At 45.3% G+C, this 21851-nt stretch carries 18 protein-coding genes; 16 read left to right on the top strand and 2 right to left on the bottom strand.

Annotated features, from left to right (window positions below; genetic code table 11):
- The first annotated feature begins 45 nt into the window (after positions 1-45).
- The 14 genes from asnB to Q4G72_RS14115 all read left to right on the top strand — a co-directional run bounded on the left by asnB (position 46) and on the right by Q4G72_RS14115 (position 16543).
- Complete coding sequence (gene asnB / locus Q4G72_RS14180) at positions 46-1950, top strand: asparagine synthase (glutamine-hydrolyzing) (RefSeq protein WP_303312090.1); 1905 nt, start codon at positions 46-48, stop codon at positions 1948-1950.
- 49 nt (positions 1951-1999) lie between these two features.
- Positions 2000-3337, top strand: a complete 1338-nt coding sequence (locus tag Q4G72_RS14175; protein WP_303312089.1) for a UDP-glucose dehydrogenase family protein — start codon at positions 2000-2002, stop codon at positions 3335-3337.
- 76 nt (positions 3338-3413) lie between these two features.
- On the top strand, positions 3414-4355 hold the full coding sequence (locus Q4G72_RS14170) for a UDP-glucuronic acid decarboxylase family protein (RefSeq protein ID WP_303312088.1): 942 nt from the start codon (positions 3414-3416) through the stop codon (positions 4353-4355).
- 374 nt (positions 4356-4729) lie between these two features.
- Complete coding sequence (locus Q4G72_RS14165; protein WP_303312087.1) at positions 4730-6352, top strand: ABC transporter ATP-binding protein; 1623 nt, start codon at positions 4730-4732, stop codon at positions 6350-6352.
- 45 nt (positions 6353-6397) lie between these two features.
- The gene (locus Q4G72_RS14160) at positions 6398-7480 is read left to right on the top strand and encodes a DegT/DnrJ/EryC1/StrS family aminotransferase (RefSeq protein WP_303312086.1); all 1083 of its coding nucleotides are present in this window, start codon (positions 6398-6400) and stop codon (positions 7478-7480) included.
- Positions 7481-7618: 138 nt separating this feature from the next.
- Positions 7619-8254: an acetyltransferase gene (locus Q4G72_RS14155; RefSeq protein WP_303312085.1), complete on the top strand. Its 636-nt coding sequence runs from the start codon at positions 7619-7621 to the stop codon at positions 8252-8254.
- Positions 8255-8296: 42 nt separating this feature from the next.
- Positions 8297-9208: a glycosyltransferase gene (locus Q4G72_RS14150; RefSeq protein ID WP_303312084.1), complete on the top strand. Its 912-nt coding sequence runs from the start codon at positions 8297-8299 to the stop codon at positions 9206-9208.
- A gap of 52 nt (positions 9209-9260) precedes the next feature.
- The gene (locus Q4G72_RS14145) at positions 9261-10202 is read left to right on the top strand and encodes a glycosyltransferase (protein WP_303312083.1); all 942 of its coding nucleotides are present in this window, start codon (positions 9261-9263) and stop codon (positions 10200-10202) included.
- 136 nt (positions 10203-10338) lie between these two features.
- Entirely contained in the window at positions 10339-11382 is a 1044-nt protein-coding gene (locus tag Q4G72_RS14140) for a glycosyltransferase (RefSeq protein ID WP_303312082.1), read from the top strand.
- Between the two features lie 15 nt (positions 11383-11397).
- Positions 11398-12039, top strand: coding sequence for a DUF1919 domain-containing protein (locus Q4G72_RS14135; RefSeq protein ID WP_303312081.1), 642 nt, complete (start codon positions 11398-11400; stop codon positions 12037-12039).
- Between the two features lie 37 nt (positions 12040-12076).
- On the top strand, positions 12077-13096 hold the full coding sequence (locus Q4G72_RS14130) for a glycosyltransferase family 2 protein (RefSeq protein ID WP_303312080.1): 1020 nt from the start codon (positions 12077-12079) through the stop codon (positions 13094-13096).
- A gap of 15 nt (positions 13097-13111) precedes the next feature.
- Positions 13112-14362, top strand: a complete 1251-nt coding sequence (locus Q4G72_RS14125; RefSeq protein WP_303312079.1) for a glycosyltransferase — start codon at positions 13112-13114, stop codon at positions 14360-14362.
- 65 nt (positions 14363-14427) lie between these two features.
- Positions 14428-15585: a glycosyltransferase gene (locus tag Q4G72_RS14120; RefSeq protein ID WP_303312078.1), complete on the top strand. Its 1158-nt coding sequence runs from the start codon at positions 14428-14430 to the stop codon at positions 15583-15585.
- A gap of 175 nt (positions 15586-15760) precedes the next feature.
- Positions 15761-16543, top strand: coding sequence for a 2OG-Fe(II) oxygenase (locus tag Q4G72_RS14115; protein WP_303312077.1), 783 nt, complete (start codon positions 15761-15763; stop codon positions 16541-16543).
- Positions 16544-16904: 361 nt separating this feature from the next.
- Here Q4G72_RS14115 and Q4G72_RS14110 read toward each other — a convergent pair whose 3' ends face one another.
- Complete coding sequence (locus tag Q4G72_RS14110) at positions 16905-18218, bottom strand: hypothetical protein (protein WP_303312076.1); 1314 nt, start codon at positions 18216-18218, stop codon at positions 16905-16907.
- A gap of 16 nt (positions 18219-18234) precedes the next feature.
- Positions 18235-19482: a tol-pal system protein YbgF gene (locus tag Q4G72_RS14105; RefSeq protein ID WP_303312074.1), complete on the bottom strand. Its 1248-nt coding sequence runs from the start codon at positions 19480-19482 to the stop codon at positions 18235-18237.
- A gap of 113 nt (positions 19483-19595) precedes the next feature.
- Between Q4G72_RS14105 and Q4G72_RS14100 the strand changes: the two genes are divergently transcribed.
- On the top strand, positions 19596-20510 hold the full coding sequence (locus tag Q4G72_RS14100; RefSeq protein ID WP_303312073.1) for a M20/M25/M40 family metallo-hydrolase: 915 nt from the start codon (positions 19596-19598) through the stop codon (positions 20508-20510).
- Between the two features lie 32 nt (positions 20511-20542).
- Entirely contained in the window at positions 20543-21742 is a 1200-nt protein-coding gene (locus Q4G72_RS14095) for an acyltransferase family protein (protein ID WP_303312072.1), read from the top strand.
- Positions 21743-21851: the final 109 nt, after the last annotated feature.

The following is a 21851-nucleotide window of genomic DNA, read 5'->3' as shown; positions in this document are numbered from 1 at the left end:
TTTCAAAACTTGCTACCCGATACTTCGTACTTTTGCCCGCTCATTATGTGTGGAATCACCGGAATATTCGCTTTTACTGATGCAGGCCGCAACTCGCTGGCTTCGCTTCATGCTTCTACTGACGCTATCAGCAGCCGTGGGCCTGATTCGCAGGGACATTACGTTTACGATAGGGTAGGACTGGGTCATCGTCGCCTAAGCATCCTGGATTTATCGTGCGATGGGAATCAGCCCATGACGGACGCGGCCGGCCGCTATACCATTATCTTTAATGGCGAAATTTTCAACTTCCGAGAGCTACGGCAAAAGCTGGTAAAGAAAGGATACACCTTTCATTCCCAGACCGACACAGAAGTTATTCTGCAGCTGTATATCACGGAGGGCCGCGGCTTCCTGAAAAAGCTGAACGGCTTCTTCTCGCTGGCTATCTACGATAAAGAAGAAGACTCCTTATTCATTGCCCGCGACCGGATGGGGGTGAAGCCCCTGCTGGTATACCGCGACGAGGACAAGCTTCTTTTTGGTTCGGAGATGAAGGCGCTGATGGCCTTGGGCGTGCCGCGCAAGCTGGACTATGCCGCGCTCAGCCATTACCTGCAGCTCAATTACATTCCCGGCCCTGCTACTATTTTCAAAGGAGTAAAAAAGCTCCTGCCCGGCCATTACCTGTTTATCAAGGGGCAGAAAGTGGTGCGCAAAGCTTGGTATCGTATTCCCTATGACCCCAAGAAGGTTGCAAAAAACAAGCTTACTTACGAGCAGCAGCAGCAGAAGCTGGTAGAGTTGATGGATGAGTCAGTGGCGCGCCGCTTGGTGGCCGATGTACCATTAGGCTCTTTCCTGAGCGGTGGCATCGACTCCTCTGTTATTACGGCGCTGGCTGCCCGGCATACGCCGCATCTGAACACATTCAGCATTGGTTTCAAGGACGAGCCTTTCTTCGACGAGACGAAGTACGCCAACCTGGTTGCCAAAATGCATAAGACCAATCATACGGTCTTCTCCCTGACCAATCAGGACCTCTACGACCACATCTTTGATGTGCTCAATTACATTGATGAGCCTTTCGCCGATTCTTCGGCACTGGCCGTGTATATCCTCAGCAAGCAAACCCGCGAAAAAGTAACCGTTGCTCTTTCCGGCGACGGTGCCGATGAGCTGTTTGCCGGCTATAACAAGCACATGGCCGAATGGCAGGTGCGCCGCGGTGGCCCCAAAGCCGAAGCCGTAGCTGGCTTGGGCATACTATGGGAAGTACTGCCAAAATCCCGCAACTCCTTCTTAGGAAACAAAGTCCGCCAGTTCCAACGCTTTTCCCGTGGCATGAGCAGCGGGCCCAAGGACCGTTACTGGGATTGGGCCTCATTAGCTTCGGAGAAGGATGCTCGTAGCCTGCTCAGCGCTGCCTCTCGCCGCAAAGTAGGAAAGAAGCTGGTAGAAAAGCGCCGCAAGGACATCCTCCAAAATCTGCGCGCCGATGGCGACCTGAACGAGGTGCTCCTAACGGATATGAACCTGGTGCTGCCTTATGACATGAATGCCAAAGTGGACCTCATGAGCATGGCAAATTCCTTGGAAGTACGCAGTCCATTTCTGGATTACAACGTAGTAAACTTCGCCTTCTCCTTGCCCGTCGAAAGCAAGATCGACGCGAAAATGAAGAAGAAAATCGTGCAGGATGCTTTCCGGCCCATGCTGCCCGAAGAACTCTACAAGCGTCCGAAACACGGATTTGAAGTACCTTTGCTGAAGTGGTTCCGCAACGAGCTGCGTCCCCTCATCGAAGACGACCTGATGTCGGACACTTTCATTGAGTCGCAGGGTATATTCGATGTAGATGCTATTCGCTCATTAAAAGCGCAACTCTTCTCGCGTAACCCTGGTGATGTGCACGCCCGCATCTGGGCGCTCATTGTGTTTCAGCACTGGTGGAAAAAGTGGATGATGTAATGCCCACTTTTCATGAACGATAACAGACTTATTTAAGCATACAGGTAATATGAAAATAGCAGTAGTAGGTACCGGCTATGTAGGCCTTGTAACGGGTACATGCTTTGCCGAAGTAGGCATTGAGGTCACCTGTGTTGATATAGATCAGAAGAAAATAGACAACCTCCATAAAGGAATCCTGCCTATTTACGAGCCGGGCTTAGAGGAGATGGTCTCACGCAATGTTGCTGCCGATCGTCTGCATTTCTCCACGAATCTAGGTGAAGCCATTCAAGACTGTGACGTAGCATTTATTGCAGTTGGAACTCCTCCTGGCGAGGATGGTTCCGCAGACTTGAAATACGTCTTAGCAGTTGCTCGTGGCATAGGTGAGCATATGAATGGCTACGGTGTAATTGTAACAAAGAGTACAGTTCCTGTAGGGACGGCGGCCAAAGTGCGTAAGGAGATTGAAAAAGCACTTGAAAAGCGTGGGGTTGATATTGAATTTGATGTTGCTTCCAATCCTGAATTCCTGAAGGAGGGCGCTGCTATTGATGATTTCCTGAAGCCTGATCGTATTGTGGTAGGCGTCTCATCCGAGCGGGCGGAAGAGGTGATGAGCAAACTTTATAAGCCATTTCTGCTGAACGGCCACCCCATCATCTTCATGGATATCCCTTCGGCCGAAATGACGAAATATGCTGCCAATTCCATGCTGGCGACCAAAATATCGTTCATGAACGATATTGCTAACCTATGCGAAATCATGGGGGCCGACGTGAACATGGTACGCAAAGGTATTGGCTCTGATGCCCGGATTGGTACCAAGTTCATCTATCCCGGCATTGGTTACGGCGGCTCATGCTTTCCCAAAGATGTAAAAGCGCTTATTAAAACAGCTGCTGAAAATGGCTATGACATGCAGGTGTTGAAGGCAGTGGAAAGCGTGAACGAAGCCCAAAAAGAAGTGCTGTTTGATAAAGTAGTAAAGCACTTTGATGGTGACCTCAAAGGCAAAAAGATGGCTATGTGGGGCTTATCGTTCAAGCCTAAGACGGATGATATGCGCGAAGCTCCCTCACTTGTAATTATCGAGAAGCTGCTGGCCGAAGGATGCATTGTATCAGCCTATGACCCAGTAGCAATGCAGGAAGCTAAACACACGCTTGGCGATACGATTACGTATGCGAAGGATCAATACGAGGCTGTTATAGATGCCGATGCGTTGCTAATTGTTACCGAATGGCCCGAGTTCCGCTCGCCCAACTTTGAGGTAGTTGGACGCTTATTAAAGGAAAAAGTGGTTTTCGATGGCCGTAATATTTATGAACCCCAAGAGATGGAGAAAACAGGATTTGCCTATCACTGCATCGGTATCCGTACTACGCACAAAGAGCCTGCTTAGAGTTGTTATTCATTATATAAAACCTTATCTGGCAACCTTATCAACAGCTAATACCTCCAAATAAATAACTGAAAGCATGTCTGAGAAGAAGCGTATTCTGATTACTGGCGGAGCAGGCTTCCTAGGTTCGCACCTCTGCGACCGGTTCCTGGCAGAAGGCTACCATGTCATTGCCATGGATAACCTAGTAACAGGTGACTTGAAGAATATTGAGCATTTGTTTGGCAGCGAGAATTTCGAGTTCCATCACGCCGATGTATCGAAGTTCGTCTTCGTGCCCGGCAAACTGGACTATATCCTGCACTTTGCTTCACCTGCTTCACCCATCGACTACCTGAAGATTCCGATTCAGACCTTAAAAGTAGGCTCCTTAGGTACGCATAATTTGCTGGGCTTGGCTCGGGTAAAAGGAGCACGTGTTCTGATTGCCAGTACCTCAGAAGTGTATGGTGACCCAGAGGTTCATCCACAAGTAGAGGAGTACTACGGCAACGTAAACCCAGTAGGTCCTCGTGGCTGCTATGACGAAGCCAAGCGCTTCCAGGAGGCAATTACGATGGCTTACCATAATCATCATGGTCTGGAAACCCGTATTATCCGAATTTTCAATACCTACGGCCCACGTATGCGCTTGGATGACGGCCGTGTATTGCCAGCATTCCTGTCGCAGGCTTTGCGGGGTGAAGCACTTACTGTCTTCGGTGATGGTTCGCAGACGCGCTCTTTCTGTTACGTAGATGACTTAGTGGAGGGGATTTACCGCTTGCTTTTGAGCGACTACCATTTGCCTGTGAACATCGGTAATCCCTCTGAAATCACCATTAAGGAATTTGGTGAGGAAATAGCCCGTTTAACTGGCGTGGAATTCAAGCCGGATTACCGTCCGTTACCTATGAATGACCCGATGAAGCGCAAGCCGGATATTACTAAAGCGAAAGAGATTTTAGGTTGGGAACCCAAAGTGGACCGCCAAGAAGGTCTTCGCCGTACCTTGGAGTATTTCAAGGAACATGTTTAGCTAGAATTAGAAACTATGATTTACAAAGCAGTCAGGCTACATAGCCTGACTGCTTTGTAAATCATAGTGCTTATACGCACCGTGAACTTGATATATATTATATAGGGAATATTATTTGTATAAAAAGTTAAGCCGTGAGAAAGATGTATCTTTGTTACTTCTTTTCAGCAAGTAAGCTATCCTGCCCTACTGCAACAACTTCCTATTGCCGAAGAGAACTTCAATAAATGAACACCGGAATAATTCAATACAGCCTTTCAAGCATTCGGTACTATCTGAGTGCCTCGCAAAAGAGAAAAACAATATGGATGTTTTTCTTACTGCTAATTTCATCTCTACTAGATGTAATTGGCTTGGCTACACTTGTGCCAATAATGATTGTTGCCGCTGAGCCTGCAGGAATACACCAAAACAAATATTTTAATTGGTTGTTCCAAACACTAGGCTTTGAATCTGACCGATCTTTTTTGCTATTTCTTGTAGTTGTTATTTTTGTATTTTTTTTATTAAAAAATGCTTTTTCTGTTTGGATTAACTACATGCAAACGGCATTTACTGCAGAAGTAGGTTTGCAAATTGTGCGCTCACAACTTGAGAAATATTTAAATTTCCCCTTTTGGCATTTCAATGATTATGGCTCTGCTAGTTTAATCAATAGCTCTTTGCAAGTGCCAAGTACTTATGTGAATATGGTTATCCGGCCCATGTTCATATTCTTTTCTGAGTTAACCATAATTTTAGTTATTATAATTGGTATCATGATTTATCAACCGCTGCTATTAGCAGTGTTGGTAATCGTCTTGTTGCCTACTACACTTATTACTTATCGGGTTCTTCGTTCCCGTACACAATATATTGGCAAGAGAATTAATGAACTAAGCCCAATTTCTATTTCTACGATAACAGATATTTTTATGGGTTTTATCGAATTGCGACTTGCAAATAAGCAAGGTCGCTTTCGTGACCAACTCTTAGAAACTCAGCGTGAAACGAGAAAGCTAGATGCGGAATCATATTTGTATTCCCTAATGCCTTTGCGTATCATTGAAATGGTTGCCATTCTGGGTGTGCTCACCATTTTCTTGTATTCTCTATTTGTCGCTACTAATTCTGCCAACCTTATTGCATTAGTAGGTTTATTTGCTGCAGCAGCTTATCGCTTAATGCCTTCCGTGAACCGGATCCTGATGTCCATGGTTCAGATTAAGCAAAGTCAATATGCTATTGAAAATTTAGAGGATTTTCGGACTCCTGAATATAAAGAGCAGATACCGGAAGAGCAGCTGCCATTGAGTTTTCAAGAGACATTAGCTCTTGATCATATATCATTTTCCTTTCCTAAAGAAGAGAAAGTAGTATTACAGGATATTAGTCTTACCATTCGGAAAGGAGAGAAGGTAGGGTTCATCGGTAGTTCCGGCTCAGGTAAAACAACGTTGATGAATGTGCTTCTGCGGTTCTATACAGAGCAGCAGGGAAGTATTCTAGTTGATGGGAAGCCCTTGACACCTCAGCATCTAAAAGCTTGGCATAGTATCATTGGCTATGTAAAGCAAGATACTTTCCTTATGCAGGCGTCAATTAAAGATAATATTACCCTTGGCGATAAAGATGTTGATCAGGAGCGTTTGAACTATGCCATAGAACAAGCCTCATTACAGAGCTTTATTCAAAGCTTACCTTTGGGAGTTGATACTTTTATTGGTGAACGAGGGTCTAAACTTTCTGGTGGCCAAAGACAACGCATTGGTATTGCCCGTGCACTGTATAAGCGCACAGAAATACTAATGCTGGATGAAGCTACTAGCGCGCTGGACAATGAAACAGAGCGGGAAGTTAATGAAGCAATTAACAAGCTTTCGCAAACGGATATAACCATTCTTATCATTGCGCATCGTATTACTACGTTGCGAGAATGTGACCGTATCTATGAATTAAGTCAAGGCAAGATTGTTGCTCAACACCAATATGCTGATTTAGCACAAAGTATAGTTTAGCTATATGATTGCTGATTAGCTTTTAACACTTCAACCCAGAATTGCATGAATATCAACGTCACAAAGTCGTATTTGCCGCCACTGGAAGAATATGTGGAATATCTTGCCGGCATCTGGGACCGAGTATATCTGACAAATGCAGGCCCATTGGTCGTTGAACTGGAGAAGCAGTTGCGTGACTACCTAGGGGTAAAGCATCTGTTTTTCGTGAACAATGGTACTATTGCTCTGCAAATAGCTATTAAGGCTTTAGAATTAAAAGGTGAGGTTATTACCACCCCTTTCTCCTATGTAGCTACCACATCAAGTCTGGTATGGGAAGGTTGCAAGCCTGTATTTGTGGATATTGACCCTGAGACGCTTTGCCTTGACCCAAAGCTAATAGAAGCATCTATTACACCTCAGACAGTGGCAATTATGGCTACGCATGTCTATGGTAATCCCTGCGACGTAGAGGCAATCGAGGAAATTGCTAAACGTCGAAATTTGCGTGTTATATATGATGCTGCTCATGCTTTTGGGGTAACGTATAAGAATAACTCTGTACTTAATTATGGAGATATTTCCACTTTAAGCTTCCATGCAACTAAGCTTTTTCATACAGTAGAAGGTGGCGCAATTGTAACGAATGATGATGAGTTAGCTCATAAGATTAGTTACATGCGAAACTTTGGCCACAATGGCCCAGAAGCATTCTGGGGTGTAGGCGTGAATGGCAAGAGCTCAGAATTCCATGCTGCTATGGGGTTATGTGTGCTGCCTCGTGTAAATGAACTTATCAGGAGGCGTAAGGAAATTAGTGAGCAATATGACCGTTTGCTTGCACATACACCCTTTGCACGTCCGCGTATTCATAACGAAACAAAATACAACTACTCATATTATCCGACGTTGCTACCTTCAGAAGAAGTTTTATTGAAGGTGCGTGATGCACTTATTGCCGAGGGTATAACGCCGCGGCGATATTTCTACCCATCACTAAATACTTTAGATTATACGGATAAACAACCAGCACCTGTATCAGAAGACGTCTCAGTACGTGTACTGTGTTTGCCTCTTTACTATGGTCTGGAGGACGCTGATGTGGAACGGATCTGTGCAGTTATTGTTGAGACACTGCAGGACTAAATGATATAATTGGTCTTGACTTTTAGATGTCTGCGGTATAGGTCCTAAAAGGCATAGTGTAAAAGTATTAATCACACAGCTTATGCTATTATAATAGTGTAAGCTGCTTGATTAATACTTCATCTTTCTGCTTAGAGTATGCTAATAATTGGGGCACGCGGGCATGCCATTGAAATTCTCCACTTATTCGAAAACGAGTGGAGCGCTGAGGCTGTAGCTTTCTATGATGATGTAACGCCTAACATGCCAGATAGGCTTTTTGCCCTATATCCTATCCTTAATGCGCCGCATTTGGCTGTAGAATGGCTGGCATCCGACAAACGCTTTGTTTTAGGTGTTGGCGGTGTCAAAGTTCGTCATCATTTAGCTCGTAAGTTCCAGGAACTAGGTGGAGAATTAAGTTCCGCAATTTCGGCCTCTGCTTCAATCAGTAAGCATGGGAGTGTGTTAGGAGCGGGAGTTAATGTGATGCATCAAGTATTAATTTCGCCGAATGCGCGAATTGGTGAAGGAACGCTAATTAATACAGGTGCAAGCATACATCACGACGCCGTGATAGGGGACTTCTGTGAAATTGCTCCTGGTGCTCGGTTGTTGGGGGGAGTACAAGTAGGCGACTTTTGTTTCATTGGAGCAAACGCTACAGTACTACCACGCGTATGCCTTGGTCATCATGTTGTAGTCGGTGCAGGCGCTGTTGTTAACCAAGACGTCTCCGATTATACTACAGTGGTTGGTGTGCCGGCTCGGGCACTCCCTTTAAAAACTAATTAAACATAAAAGGGATTTACTTTCCTTTTTCTTTAAATTTTCAGTATGCCCCCGAAAGTAAGTGTTTGTTGCATCACCTATAATCATGAGCGGTTTCTGCGTCAAGCAATTGACTCTGCCTTGATGCAAGAAGCTAACTTTGACGTAGAAATCGTCATTGGTGAAGATTGTTCAACAGATAGCACCCGAGCTATTGTTCAGGAATATCAACGCCTTTATCCGGAAAGGGTCAAGGCGCTGCTGCCAGCTGCAAACCTAGGCATTATGCCTAACCTAATGGCAACCCTTGCTGCCTGTACAGGTGAGTATATTGCGCTTTTAGAGGGTGATGATTTCTGGACAGATAAGCATAAACTCGCGCTTCAGGTAGAAATACTGGACTCACGGCCTGACTGTGTGCTTTGCATTCATGATGCAGAAACATTTGCTGATGATGGAAGTATTCAGACAACGCTATTTAGCACAACCTTTCCAGATATGTTATCGCCTGAAAGGCCGATAATTTCTCAGAAGGATATAATTGTACAGGGATGGGGTATACCTACAGCATCTATGTTATTCCGGCGTTCCGCCTTACAATTACCGGATTGGTATGTTAAGGTATATAGTGGTGATTATACCTTGCAATTGCTCTTAACTCAACATGGCAATATTTACTACTTGCCACGTGTAATGTCGAAATACAGACATCACCAAGACAGTGTTTCCCGGGTTTCGAATCGTACGAAAAGCCTTTCGGTTATCAATAAACGTATCTTTGAACTAAAACAGTATCAAGAGCTCTTTCCAGCCTTTGCAGAACGATATGATTCCATTTTGCAATATTGGTATTTTGAGCGTAGCTTATTGATGCGGCAAAACAAGAAGGGGATAAATGGCTGGCTGGATTACTTTCGAGCCATAACTCTTAGCCCAAAGTTATTTAACGCTTGGTTGTTCCGAAGTGCGGCCAAATAATCAGTTCATTTTTCTAGAATGATCTGAGTTCTCTTTGACTCTCCTTCGGCCTATGCTGAAATATTCAAGTACCCCCTTGGTAAGTGTGATGGTTGTGACTTACAACCACGAAAAATATGTAGCGCAGGCGCTAGACAGCATTCTGGCTCAGAATGTCAATTTTTCGATTGAGATAGTAATTGCCGATGATTGTTCTATAGATCAGACACCCACAATTCTGACTGATTATCTGCAAAAACACCCTGAGGTAATTCGTCTGCTATCGAATGATACTAACCTAGGGGTGTCACGCAATTTTGAGCGTGCGATGAAGGCCTCACATGGCAAATACGTTGCTATTATTGAAGGGGATGACTACTGGACCAGTATGCACAAGCTTCAAAAGCAGGTAGATTTTATGGAGGCGAATCCTGAATTTACTATGTGTTTTCATAATGCCGAAGTGGTATATGAAAATGATCCGGCTCGGCAAGCTCATTTAATGAACCAGAATGAGAAGCCAGAATACAGCTTAAATGATATTACCAGCGGTTGGTTTATTGCAACTGCATCTGTAATGTACCGAAATGGTGTGTTGCCTACTCTGCCTAGTTGGGTCCATAAATCAGTGGTTGTAGATTTACCACTTTTCGCCCTTTTGGCTACCAAAGGGCGTATAGGTTACTTGTCGGACCTCATGAGTGTTTACCGAGTGCATTCTAATGGTGTTACTCGGTCAGGCAAGCAAGAACAGTTCCTTTTGCGCCTGGGAAAAATGTGTCAGTACTTGGATGAGGAGCTGCAGCAGAAATACCACCGTAATTTAACTCTAAAACAGAGTGATAATTATAACATTCTGGCCGGTATAATGGCCGGAAATAAACAGTATAAAAAAGCGCGGAACTATTTCGTTAAATCACTATACTGTAAGTTCTCTGTTGGTGAGTTTCCAAATATGAGCGAAATAAAAAATTTAATATTATTGTCTCTGCCTGTTTTACGCCGGGTTAAATAAACGAGCAAAATAAAAATAGAGCTAAGTAATAGAGTAAAGTGTGATATGTGTAGAATGGAAAATATTATTTGTAAATAATTGTTGAGATAAATATATTCTATGTATTGCCAAAAAAGCTTGTATAATATTTTACTGCATGCATCCTCTGGAAGGAGTAACACTACTCATTTGTACGCATAATGGTGCTGATCGAATAGCCAATGTGTTTCGATCTGTGGCAGCGCAGAGGGTAGAACAACATGTACTATGGGAGGTACTATTAATTAGTAATGCTTCCAATGATGATACCTTGGCTGTAGCTATGCGTTTAGGGCAAGAGCTGCTTCCCGTGAATGTGCCTTTTCGGGTACTTGATGAGCCTAAAGCGGGCAAGGAGCATGCCTTAAAGCGAGGCTTGGATGTAGCCCGTTATGAAGCTGTTGCAATAGTAGATGATGACAATCTGCTTGCACCAGATTATACCCAGATGGCTTTTGAGATAATGCAGGCTAACCCTGAAATCGGGGTTCTTGGTGCTTGCGCCGAAGGCTTCTTCGAAGTGCCGCCACCTGATTGGTTCAAAGAAGTGCAGGCCGTATATGCTATTGGACCGCAAAACCGTGGTATAAGTGGTCCATATCCGGACAAAGATGGATTTGTATATGGTGCCGGCTCCGTAGTGCGCCGCTCCGCTTGGCTAAAGCTACAAGCACATGGCTTTCATTTTCTGACCCAAGTGAAGCGCGGCAAAATACTGGCAGGAGGAGAAGATATCGAACTTGGAGAAGCGCTGCGGCTGGCAGGCTACAAACTATGGTATGACGAGCGGTTACGATTCAGGCACTATATGTATCGGAACCGGCTGACCTGGGAATATCTACTACGGATTGGTCCTGGTGCACCTTCTGCTTTATTGATCAGTATCGTGTATTACTTTGTCACCAGGCATCCTAACCTGAGCGATGCTGGTTTTAATTTTCTGTATGCCAAGAGGCTTTTGTGGCTGACTAAAGAGCTGGCTCATCGAGCAGGCCAGGTAATGATAGTTTGGCAGCATCCTCCAAAAGAAGGCGAAATAGCGGAATTCGAAGCACTTCGGTTGCTGCAAAACTTCCGGGTCTCCCTGGCAAATTGGGGGGAAGCAAAACGGCTTTTCTGTGCAGTGCGTGCTCTGCAACAGCGGCTGTCAGAAACTAATTAACCCAAAGAGGTTTATATGTCACTTCTTAACCGCGTACGCAGTAAAATTAATGAGGCTATGTACCAAAGGCGCCGCCTTCGGGAACAGCAGCAACTTCGCAACCGCGACTTTACGGTAATTTCCAACGACTGCTGGGGCGCGGAGGTTTACAAACACTTTGAACTGCCTTTCAACACGCCTTTTATTGGCCTGATGCTAATGGCCCCGTGTTACATTGAACTATTGCGTAACCCTAAATACTATTTGAGCCTGCCCTTAGTATTCTTAGAAAAGTCACGCTATGAAATTATTAATGATCTGCAAAAGACCCATAAGCACCCATTTCCCATTGCTTCGCTTGGCGACAAAGTAGAGATTCAATTTTTGCACTACCACACACCGGAAGAAGCTGCTGAAAAGTGGCTGCGCCGTGTAGCGCGCATAAACTGGGATAATTTACGAGTGAAGTTTGATGGTAGTAAAGACTTCGCTACGCCTGAGTTGGTACGCGAATTTACTGCGCTGCCATATCAACAATTGCTGCTCCTGAAAAAGCCTATTGCCGGATTAGCTGCCGGCGTGGTGGTGCCCGACTATACCACCAATGGTATGGAACTGTTCCGTCGTTCCTTATCGTATTTCGATTTACTGGCGTGGGTTGAGCAAAAATCTGCTTAACTCATCTGCAGCCCTTTTCCCCTGATTTATTCTGCCTATGTCGCCCCGGGTTTCGGTCCTAGTACCGGTATATAACGTTGAAGCCTACATACAGGAGACATTGCAAAGTCTGCTCAATCAGACGTTTCAGGATTTTGAAATTGTAATTGTCAATGACCGGTCAACGGACCGGACGGCCGAGCGCATTCAGGCTCTGAACGACCCGCGGATCCGACTTTATACCAACCCTGTAAACCTAGGTCGGGCTGGTTCCGATAACTTCGGTATGACCCTGGTAAAAGGCGACCTGGTGGCTAAGATGGATGGCGACGACCTGTGCCACCCTGAGCGACTAGCAAAACAAGTGGCTTTTTTGGATGCGCATCCAGAAATAGATATTGTCGGCAGTTGGGTACAGTGTTTTGGGGCAGGTCAGATGCTATTTAAATACCCTCCCCAACCCGCCGATGCCCGGGCCATGATGGTATTTAATATGACTATCGGCAATCCTTCAGTTATGTTGCGTAGTAGCTTATGGCAGAGTAGAGGCTTGCACTATAATGAACAGTTGCGTCAGACGGAAGACTATGACTTCTTTGGACGCTATTTGCCCCTACTTACCATTGCTAACCTACCAGAGGCCTTGGTGCAGTACCGTGTGCTAGCCCATAGTGTGCGGCCCGCTATATATGATGAGCGGCTACGGGTAGCTAATGAAATTCGGGAGCGACTGTTAAAAACCTTTGGCGTACCGTATTCGGCTCGGGAACTCCACTTGCACAATACCATTTCTCATCATCCTTTCCATCTGGGTGATATTACCCTGGCTGAGGTACACGAGTGGCTCTGGAAAATCCATACTAGTAATCAGCAAAGCGGTTTTGCTGATTCGGCGGCAATGTTGCGGGCAGTGGCGGAGCGGTGGTTCCTTACTTGTTACCTCAACCCAGACAGAAGTTACAACTCCTGGAGGGAGTACTATAGCCAGCCCTTAGCCAGGTACTACAAACTGCCCCCCCGCTTATTCGCTAAATTTGCGGCTAAAAATTTTGTGCTGCGCCATTTAAAGCGCCGCTAGCTTTGTCTTTTCCGCATGAATGTCCCTTCTCCACGCAAGAATATACTGCTGCTCATACCACAACTTAGTTATGGGGGGGCCGAGCGGGTTTTTCATGATCATGGGCAGGAACTGGCTCGGCATCATCGGGTAATTGAGTGTGTTTTTGAAGGTGATAGGGAAGTAGCTTTTCCTTCCCAAAATACGCTGATAGGACTTGACGTGCCGGCTGGCTCGGGCATTCTGGGCAAGCTTAATACCTTCATTAAACGGATTAAGCGGGTAAAAGAGCTGAAACGGGAGCACCAGATTGACGTATGTATCAGCCATCTGGAAGGTGCTGACTATCTGAACTTGTTAAGCAAAGGTTCGGAAAAGGTGCTGCTGTGCATTCACAACTCGAAGCGCCATGACCCGAACATCCGCGGAGTACTAGGCTGGCTACGCCGACGTGTGCTCATGCCTTGGCTTTATCGATCCGCTGACTACATAGTGCCAGTAAGCCGGGACCTGCGCCAGGAGCTTATCGATACATTTGGTTTGGCGCCAGCAAAAGTAGTGACCATCAATAATTTCTTCGACGTAGAAGGCATCCGTCGTCGCAGCCAGGAGCAGCTACCTGCTTCTACCCAAGAGCTCTTTGCTAATCACCCCATTCTAATTACAGCTGGTCGCTTGGCCCGGGAAAAAAACCAGAAAGCCCTCATTGATGTGCTGCATGCCCTTCGTGCCCAAGGCCAGAAAGCACCCAAGTTGGCTTTGCTCGGTGACGGGCCTATGCGTGCCGACGTAATACACCGTTGTCAGGAACTGGGCTTACGTAGTTGGCAGGTATGGGACAATCAGCCATTAACCTCTGACTTCGACGTCTACTTCTTCGGCTTCCAAAGCAACCCCTTTCAGTACATTGCCCGGGCCAGCGTTTCGCTACTATGCTCAGCCACCGAAGGCTTTCCGATGGCTCTGTGTGAGGCTATGGCCTGTGGTGTGCCGGTAGCCTCTACCGACTGTCCTACTGGGCCCCGGGAAATTCTGGCGCCCCAAACGCCAGCTACACAGTATGCTTCTGCGCCCGAGTGGGCCGAGTTTGGTGTGCTGCTGCCCTTACTGGCTGAAGACAAGCTAGAGCAAGTAGCGCCGGTGTGGGCAGCTACCCTGACGCATATGTTAGCCGATTCCGCTCAGGCCACGTACTATGCGGCGCAAGCATATTCCCGGGTGCAGGATTTCGCGCCCACCAAAATCATGCAGCAATGGGAAGCCTTGCTTAACGAATCATCCAAATAATGAAGCTCCGCCACGTAATAGCGTACGTTTATAATAGCTGTAATGACCCGTTGTTTAAAGCTAATATGCTGCCTTTTATGCAGCATGCTGGCCGTCAGCAACCAGATATTCGCCTGCATCTGATTACCTACGAGCAGGAAGAATACGCCTTAAATGAAGAGCAGGCCGCCCAAATGCGGGCCTATCTAGCCGCAGATAATATTGAGTGGCACCCATTGAAGTGGCATTCCGGCCGCTTTAAACTGTTAAAAAAAGCCTATGACTTGCTGAGCGGCTTTTTTCTGGTGCTTAAGCTCCGCATCAGCCCTGGAGCCCGCAGCATTGGGGCACTGGGTACCATTGCCGGTGCTTTTGCCTTTGTTATGGCCAAGTTGCTGGGACTGCGCTACTATGGTTTCCAGTATGAGCCCCATAGTGAGTTCATGCGGGACTGTCACGTCTGGCCCGAAACCAGCCTGGCTTATCGTGGCCTGCACTATATGGAGCGGGTATCGGGCATGAATGCAGATATCCTTTCCACTGGTACGGTGCATATGATGAAACGAATGCAGGAATGGGGTACTAAGGCCAAAGTATACAAGTTGCCGAGCTGCGTAGATGAGACCAAAATTTTCTTCCGACCAGAAGGCCGACAGCGGGTCCGGGCTAAGTACCATATTCCCGCTGATAAGCAGGTGATTCTATATCTAGGTAAGTTTGGCGGTATATATTATGACCAAGAAATAGCCGTTCTGTTTAACCGCTTTCACCAGCTAAATCCTGAGCTACACTTTCTCATCGTCTCGCCCGACTCCCCAACCCATATTGATGGCCTGATGCAGGCCGAAGGATTGCCAAAGAGTTGCTATACTATAACTCGTAGCCCTTACGAGCAAGTTCAAGAATACATTTCTGCCGCCGATTTTGGTGTTGTGGCCGTGCCTTCTCTTCCTTCCCAAAAGTTTCGCTCACCTATCAAAGTTGGTGAATACCTATGCTGCGGCCTGCCGTACCTAGTATGCGCTGGAGTGTCTGAGGATGACTTAGTTGCAGAAAAATATGATGTAGGAGTGGTGGTTAATGGCTTTACTGAAGCTGAGGCTACCCGCGTATACCCACGCGTAGAACAGCTGTTGCAGATGGATAAGGTCGAGCTGCGGGAAAAATGCCGGGCCGCCGGTATTGCGTACCGCGGGCTGAGCCAGTACCTACCCACCGCTGACCATATTTTTGCTCAGCTGTAATCGGATTTGCACTCAATGTCATGTGGGGCCAAGCAACTGAGGCCTGTCTTCTCAGGGCAGTGTTGCGTTACAAGTGTTAGGGTATTATCGTACTTTTAGCTACGGTTTTCAATTGGTTCGAAGTGAGTTCAACCCACGGAGCCATATAAAATAAACAAACCAAATTCTCCTTCTGATGAGCCAGGAATTAATCGATTTCGAAAAGCTGCAAGCCCACGTTACTGAGCTGAAACAGCAATGGAACGACCCTAAAAAGCCTTTCCACTACCTTGTATATGACGGATTCTTCCGCCCTGAGGCCGCCGAGCAGATTTTGGAGGCTTATCCAGACGTAACGACCGGCAACTGGGATGGTACTACATATATAAACCAGAAAAATAAGTTTGCCCTCACCAAGTTTGGCAATGAGCACCCATTGCTACAACAAGTTTTTGACGAGTTCAACGGGGAGAAATTTCTTCACATGGTGGAAGACATTACCGGTATTCCGGAGCTGATGGGGGATGATGAACTTTTCGGGGGCGGACTGCACCAATCCGTAACGGGCGCTTTCCTTGACGTACACGTTGACTTCAACTATCACCAGACCACCAAATACCATCGGCGCATGAACGCCATTGTGTATATGAACAAAGACTGGAAGGATGAGTACAACGGCCATCTGGAGCTCTGGGACATGAAAAAGAAAAAGCAGTTAGAAAATGTGGCTCCCATTTTTAACCGCTGCGTTATTTTCGAAACCAACGAGGTTTCCTTCCACGGGCATCCCAAACCTTTGGCTGCCCCTGGTGGCATGACACGTAAGTCGCTGGCTGTGTATTACTACACCAAGACTCGTCCGGCCAATGAAATTACTGGTGAGCATAACACTGTATATGTTAATACAGAAGGAACAGGCGGCCTGCTTAAGAACCTAAAGGCAGGCCTGAAAGCAGCAGTTGAACGCGTTAAGAAGTAGTTATAGCACGCACTGGCCTAGCTGCCAAAAAAAACACCCATTCAGGCTTGCCTGAATGGGTGTTTTTTTGTAGAAAATATTAAGCGAGAACCCTGACATAGGAGAGCATATATAATTTGCTTTCTCCTAACTAAGAGGCAGATGATGAGAGTTAAACTAATTGCTCACTACCAGCCAGATTGTAATAGACCTTTCCACAGGTGTTTCTAGTAATATATAGCAACCTTATTAGTAAGAAAAATTCTCGTTACTTTGATAAGTATTACAACCATTATAATCGTTTATGAATTAATAATTAAGGAAATGCAAGCCAAATACGTGGCATCGTATAAATTAATTTAATCCATATAAAATCGTGGCTTTATTTAGTAGTGCGTATTCTGAGATTAGATTTAAATTGCATGATATATAAGGCTGAAAGATAAAATGGCATTAGTGGTATTTTGTATCTTACTAATGTTCCAAAGTTGCCACTATTGACGCCTACGCCAATAGCAAAAATAATAGCAAAGAGAAAACTGAAGATCAATATTGGTGTACTGGCCACTATTGCAAAACTTCGGAAGAATCCAGTTTTGTAAAACAACATAATAGTAAGCCAAATGAATAAGGTGGATTCTAAAGCCGATAAAAGCATAATAGGGCTCCTTACTTCAAAAAGGAAGGGGCGAAAAATAGATATAATAATTGCTTGTGGCGCTACTTTTATTGTGGAATTTAAAGACCCATCAAATTCGCCAATGTCATAAGCAGAACCACTCTCTACATATGATGTAAGATAGTCGTGATTAATCTTGGCTCGTTCACCAATTTTGTTTACATCATATTTCTCATCACCTGCAGTTAGGTTAGTTGCACCTAAGTACCCCGTGGCTAGCCCAAGAACTATGAACAATGGCTTAAGTATTAATCTTAATGCAGTGGACTTTATGCGCTGATTATTTTCATTAAAAACCCATAACAAAGCTGGAGGTAGAAAAGAAAGTAAAATATATACTTTCACGGAAATTAAAATATACATTCCAAGTAGACCTAAAACAAGGGCATTGGAAATATTTTTCTTTTCAATGAAAATGTGATAAAACCCGTAAAATGTCCAGCCCAGAGCTCCTATGCAAAGCGAATCCTTCATTAGGCCGGATCCCCAAAAAAACACAGAGGGAAGAAAGAAAATGGGTAATGTTAATTTGTTGTATAAAACAGGTGAAATTCGGACAAAGGTTATATACATTGCCCACATTCCCGCAAAGCTTGTAATGGCAAATAATAGTGCTATTACTGAATAAGTATTAAAACACAATAGACTAAAAACCGAGGCGATTTTTACTACAAAAAACTCGGTGGGGGCACGATACCACGGCATGAATGCGGTATATTGTACCGTGTTTTGATTATACTCGCCGTGAGATAGTAGTATTTGAAATCCTTTTGCAAAGGAATCTGAAAAAGCTTTGTGTATTATTTTAACGTGATTAAAATAATTAAATGTGTCGCCTCCGCCGTAGTAGAACTGATAAATTACGCCGAGCAGAACAGCCCCTGCTAATTTGACAGATAAAGCAGGGATAAAATATTTTTTGGTATAAATATTTGTAAAGCGGGGGCGTACTGCAAAGGCAATGGCATAGAACACCCCAAGATATATGGGTGTTAAAAAAAGGTCTTTTAATTCCATGTCGGCCCTTTATCCTTTACTTCCTATGCTTCTTCAAATATTCCTTCGCCTCCCGGTACTGCTCCGACCTTCGTTCTGACTTCTCGCGGACGATATCATAATAACGCCGCGCAGTCTGGGTGTCTTTCTCCTTTTCAGCTAAGCGCGCCAGATTCAGGTTAGCATACAGGTAAAATCCCCCATCCGTATCACCAGTCGATTCTGCGAATACAATGCAGCGCTGGTAGTAATCTTTGGCCTTCGCTAGATCCTTGTACTTGTTCTGCATCATCCACCCGAGAAAGTAGGTGGCATAACGGCCGCTGATGCCTTCATATCCTGGCATGCCGCGGTTGATTTTATCCAGTATCTCGCGGCTTATCCTTTCACACTCCCGGAATTCCCCTTCATTGTAACACAACAAGGCATAAAAGCGCTGGAAGTAGCCATTGTCGGGATAGGTAGTGGCCAGATAGCGCGCCACGGGCATTGCATTGGCTGGATTGTTTTCCTCATTGTTAAGAATCCGCATGAGGAAAAACCGGGCTTCTGTACCCGTGTAGAAGCCATTTTCCGACACATTGCGTAGCTGTTGCAGGCCTAGCTGCTGATTGCCTTTGGGGAACAGCAGCAGTACCGGTTTCAATATGGGGTAGTGCTCCGGGATCCAAACCGAGTAGTAGTTAAACAAGGCCTGCCCAAACAGGAACTCCGGACTGAGACCATTGGCTTCATTGCTAATTTCAACGTACTTCAATGCCCGTTTAGCACTAATGGTAGCTTTGGGCCAGTTGCCTCTCTCTGCATGTAAGCGGCCACTAAAACCATAGGCTGCCGCTAAGAAAAAACAGGCTTCATAGTTCTTGTTGTCTTGCTCATATAATCTTTCGCCGTATACCACGGCCGTATCCATATAGGCAAAGAAAAGCTTATCGTACTGCTTGGTTTGTACATTCGTGGGGACTATTTTCCACCAGGTGCTCAGGCCCAGCAGGAAATAAGGCATCGGGTGCTTCGGATAGCGCCGACGTAAGGAACGGAATTGCTTCTCGGCCCGGTCGAATTTGAAGTTGTATAGATTTTCAACGGCTCCATCCAGTTCCAGTTGAATATCCCGATCAAGCAACAGCCAGCCTTTAGTATCTACGGCGCCAGGGGCAACATCTACGTTCTCCAGCTCAATATTGCGGATTGGATCAGCGGAGCGGGCAGTATCAGTCTGCTGTGCCTGTCCCCAGAAAGGAAGCAGGCAAAAGATAGACAGGATAAAATGCAGTTTGAGCATGGTAACGAGCCTATAGTACGGCCATAAATCAGCGCAACAACTACTTGGCAGTGATGCAACGATAGGACGAAAGTAGGGCAATTAAACTAGATTTGGACAAAGTAGATATTCCTATGCAGCTGCTACACACCTTGTGCCGTATTCCGGCACCATCCGGAAATGAAACGGCTTTGTCGCAGTTTCTGCAAAACTACATAAACCAACACAAGGCCTCTTGGAGTGTCCAGCCGGAGATGGTAGTCGGTAAGGATTTTCAAGATTGTATTATTTTGATTTTTGGAAAGCCCCGCACTGCTGTTTTTGCGCATATTGATTCTATTGGTTTCACAGTGCGCTATGGCCACGAACTAGTGCGTATTGGTGGCCCGGCTACAGAGCCAGGATACCAACTTGTAGGGCAAGATGCGTACGGTGACATCTCCTGCAGCCTGACCGTTGACGAAGAAACGGGCGCATTGGGCTATGAGTTCACCCGGGAGATTGAGCGGGGTACTGAACTAACTTTCCAGTGCAACTTCCGGGAGACAGAAACCACTATCCAGAGTTGTTATCTGGATAACCGTTTGGGCGTCTGGAATGCCTTACGGCTGGCCGAAACTCTGGAGCATGGAATTATTGTGTTCAGCTGTTGGGAGGAACATGGTGGGGGCTCCGTGGCTTATTTAGCGAAGTACATCTATGAGCAATACGGAGTACACCAGGCGCTCATCTCAGATATCACCTGGGTAACGGAAGGAGTAGATCCGGGGCAAGGCGTGGTTATTTCACTGCGTGACTCACTTATCCCACGTCGTTCCTATGTAAATCGTATTCGGGACATAGCTCGTAAGGCAGGCATTCCACACCAGCTGGAGGTAGAAGGAAGTGGTGGCTCCGATGCTAAGGAATTACAGCACGGTGCCCAGCCCTGGGATTGGTGCTTTGTGGGGGCTCCGGAAGATAATGTGCATACGCCGCACGAAATTGTGGATAAGCAGGATATTAAAAGTATGCTGGCTTTATATCAGGTGCTGATGCGGGAGTTGTAATACAAGAACAGATACCTTTGAAGGTATTTTCTGTGAAAAAATTAAACACTCAACTAATGAGCGCGCAAAAACTGGCTGCACCCAAAGAGGTAATTTCCCACTTGTCTTACCAGCAGCTTGATACACTACATGTGCTCAGAGGTTTCTGTGCCTTTTATGTAGTTATATATCATGCCAAGTTTATTCTATGGTCTGGTGGGCAACAGTATTTAGAAGCTATACCGCGAAGCGGGTGGCAACTGATTGATTATTTTGCCTTTAGTGTAGATATGCTGAGCGCGGCAGGCTATGAAATGGTTATTTTCTTTTTTGTTCTATCCGGGTTCTTTATTCGTTATGCTTTTATTCGAAAACCCAGAACACCTTGGTCTTTTTATTTTAATAGAATTGTGCGTATTTATCCACCATTCATAATATCGTTATTATTAGCAGGGACTATTCTGTATATATTATCTAATTACTTTTTGAATACAATCCAAGCGGGTTCTTCAAGAGAACTTAATCAAAATTTAAACAGTGCGTGGATGTCGATGCAAGTACTTGACTTTTGGGAGTTACTTAAATCAATAGTGTTTTTGCCCTTAAATATAGAATACTTGGGTAATAATGTGGTGTATTGGTCGTTGCTGCCCGAAGCGCTATTCTATCTATTGGTTCCTTTCGTATTCAGAATGGCTCCGTCATATTATGCTCTGTCAGTGCTTAGCTATATTATTAGTGTAATCATGATTCGTATGGGCATCACTACTATTTGGGTATGGATGCTGCAATACAATCTGTTCTTTGCGCTTGGGGCAGCATTGTATGACACTATTGTAAAAACAAAAATTTTAGAAAGGGTACGTAAGTTGCCTGGTTTGCTCTTATGGGCTTTGGTCTTAGGATTGCTCTTGTTGCTGATAGGAATGGCCCTAGTGAAGTTAAAGTTGCTGGCCGCATTTATGGCAGGAATTCTCGCTGTAGTAGCCGTATTAGTTTTGCTTGCCGGAAAAATAGCGCAGAATAACTTTGTTTTTCGAGCCTTCCATAAGCTTGGGGTATTTAGCTTTTCGTTGTACCTCTATCACTACCCCTTACTTCTATTATGTTATGGGCTTATGGTAGCTATAACAGGAAAACTATTTTGGTATGAGCGTTACTACCTATTGATTGTACCCCTTGTAACAGTTATATGCTACGGCTTATATTGGATTACTGAACGGGTTTTTGTGAACTACTTCCGAAAGATGTAAGAACATACCACAAAAACTACTGCCAAAGGGCTGATAAAATTGAGGTTTAGCGAATAACCTCTATTTTACCAGCCCTTTGTCTGTTCTCATCCAACCCAACACCAACTCT

Source organism: Hymenobacter sp. BT730 (genome assembly GCF_030542105.1).
Classification (GTDB): Bacteria; Bacteroidota; Bacteroidia; order Cytophagales; family Hymenobacteraceae; genus Hymenobacter.
The sequence above is the reverse complement of the archived record's forward strand: the minus strand, read 5'-3'. Positions and strand labels throughout refer to the sequence as shown.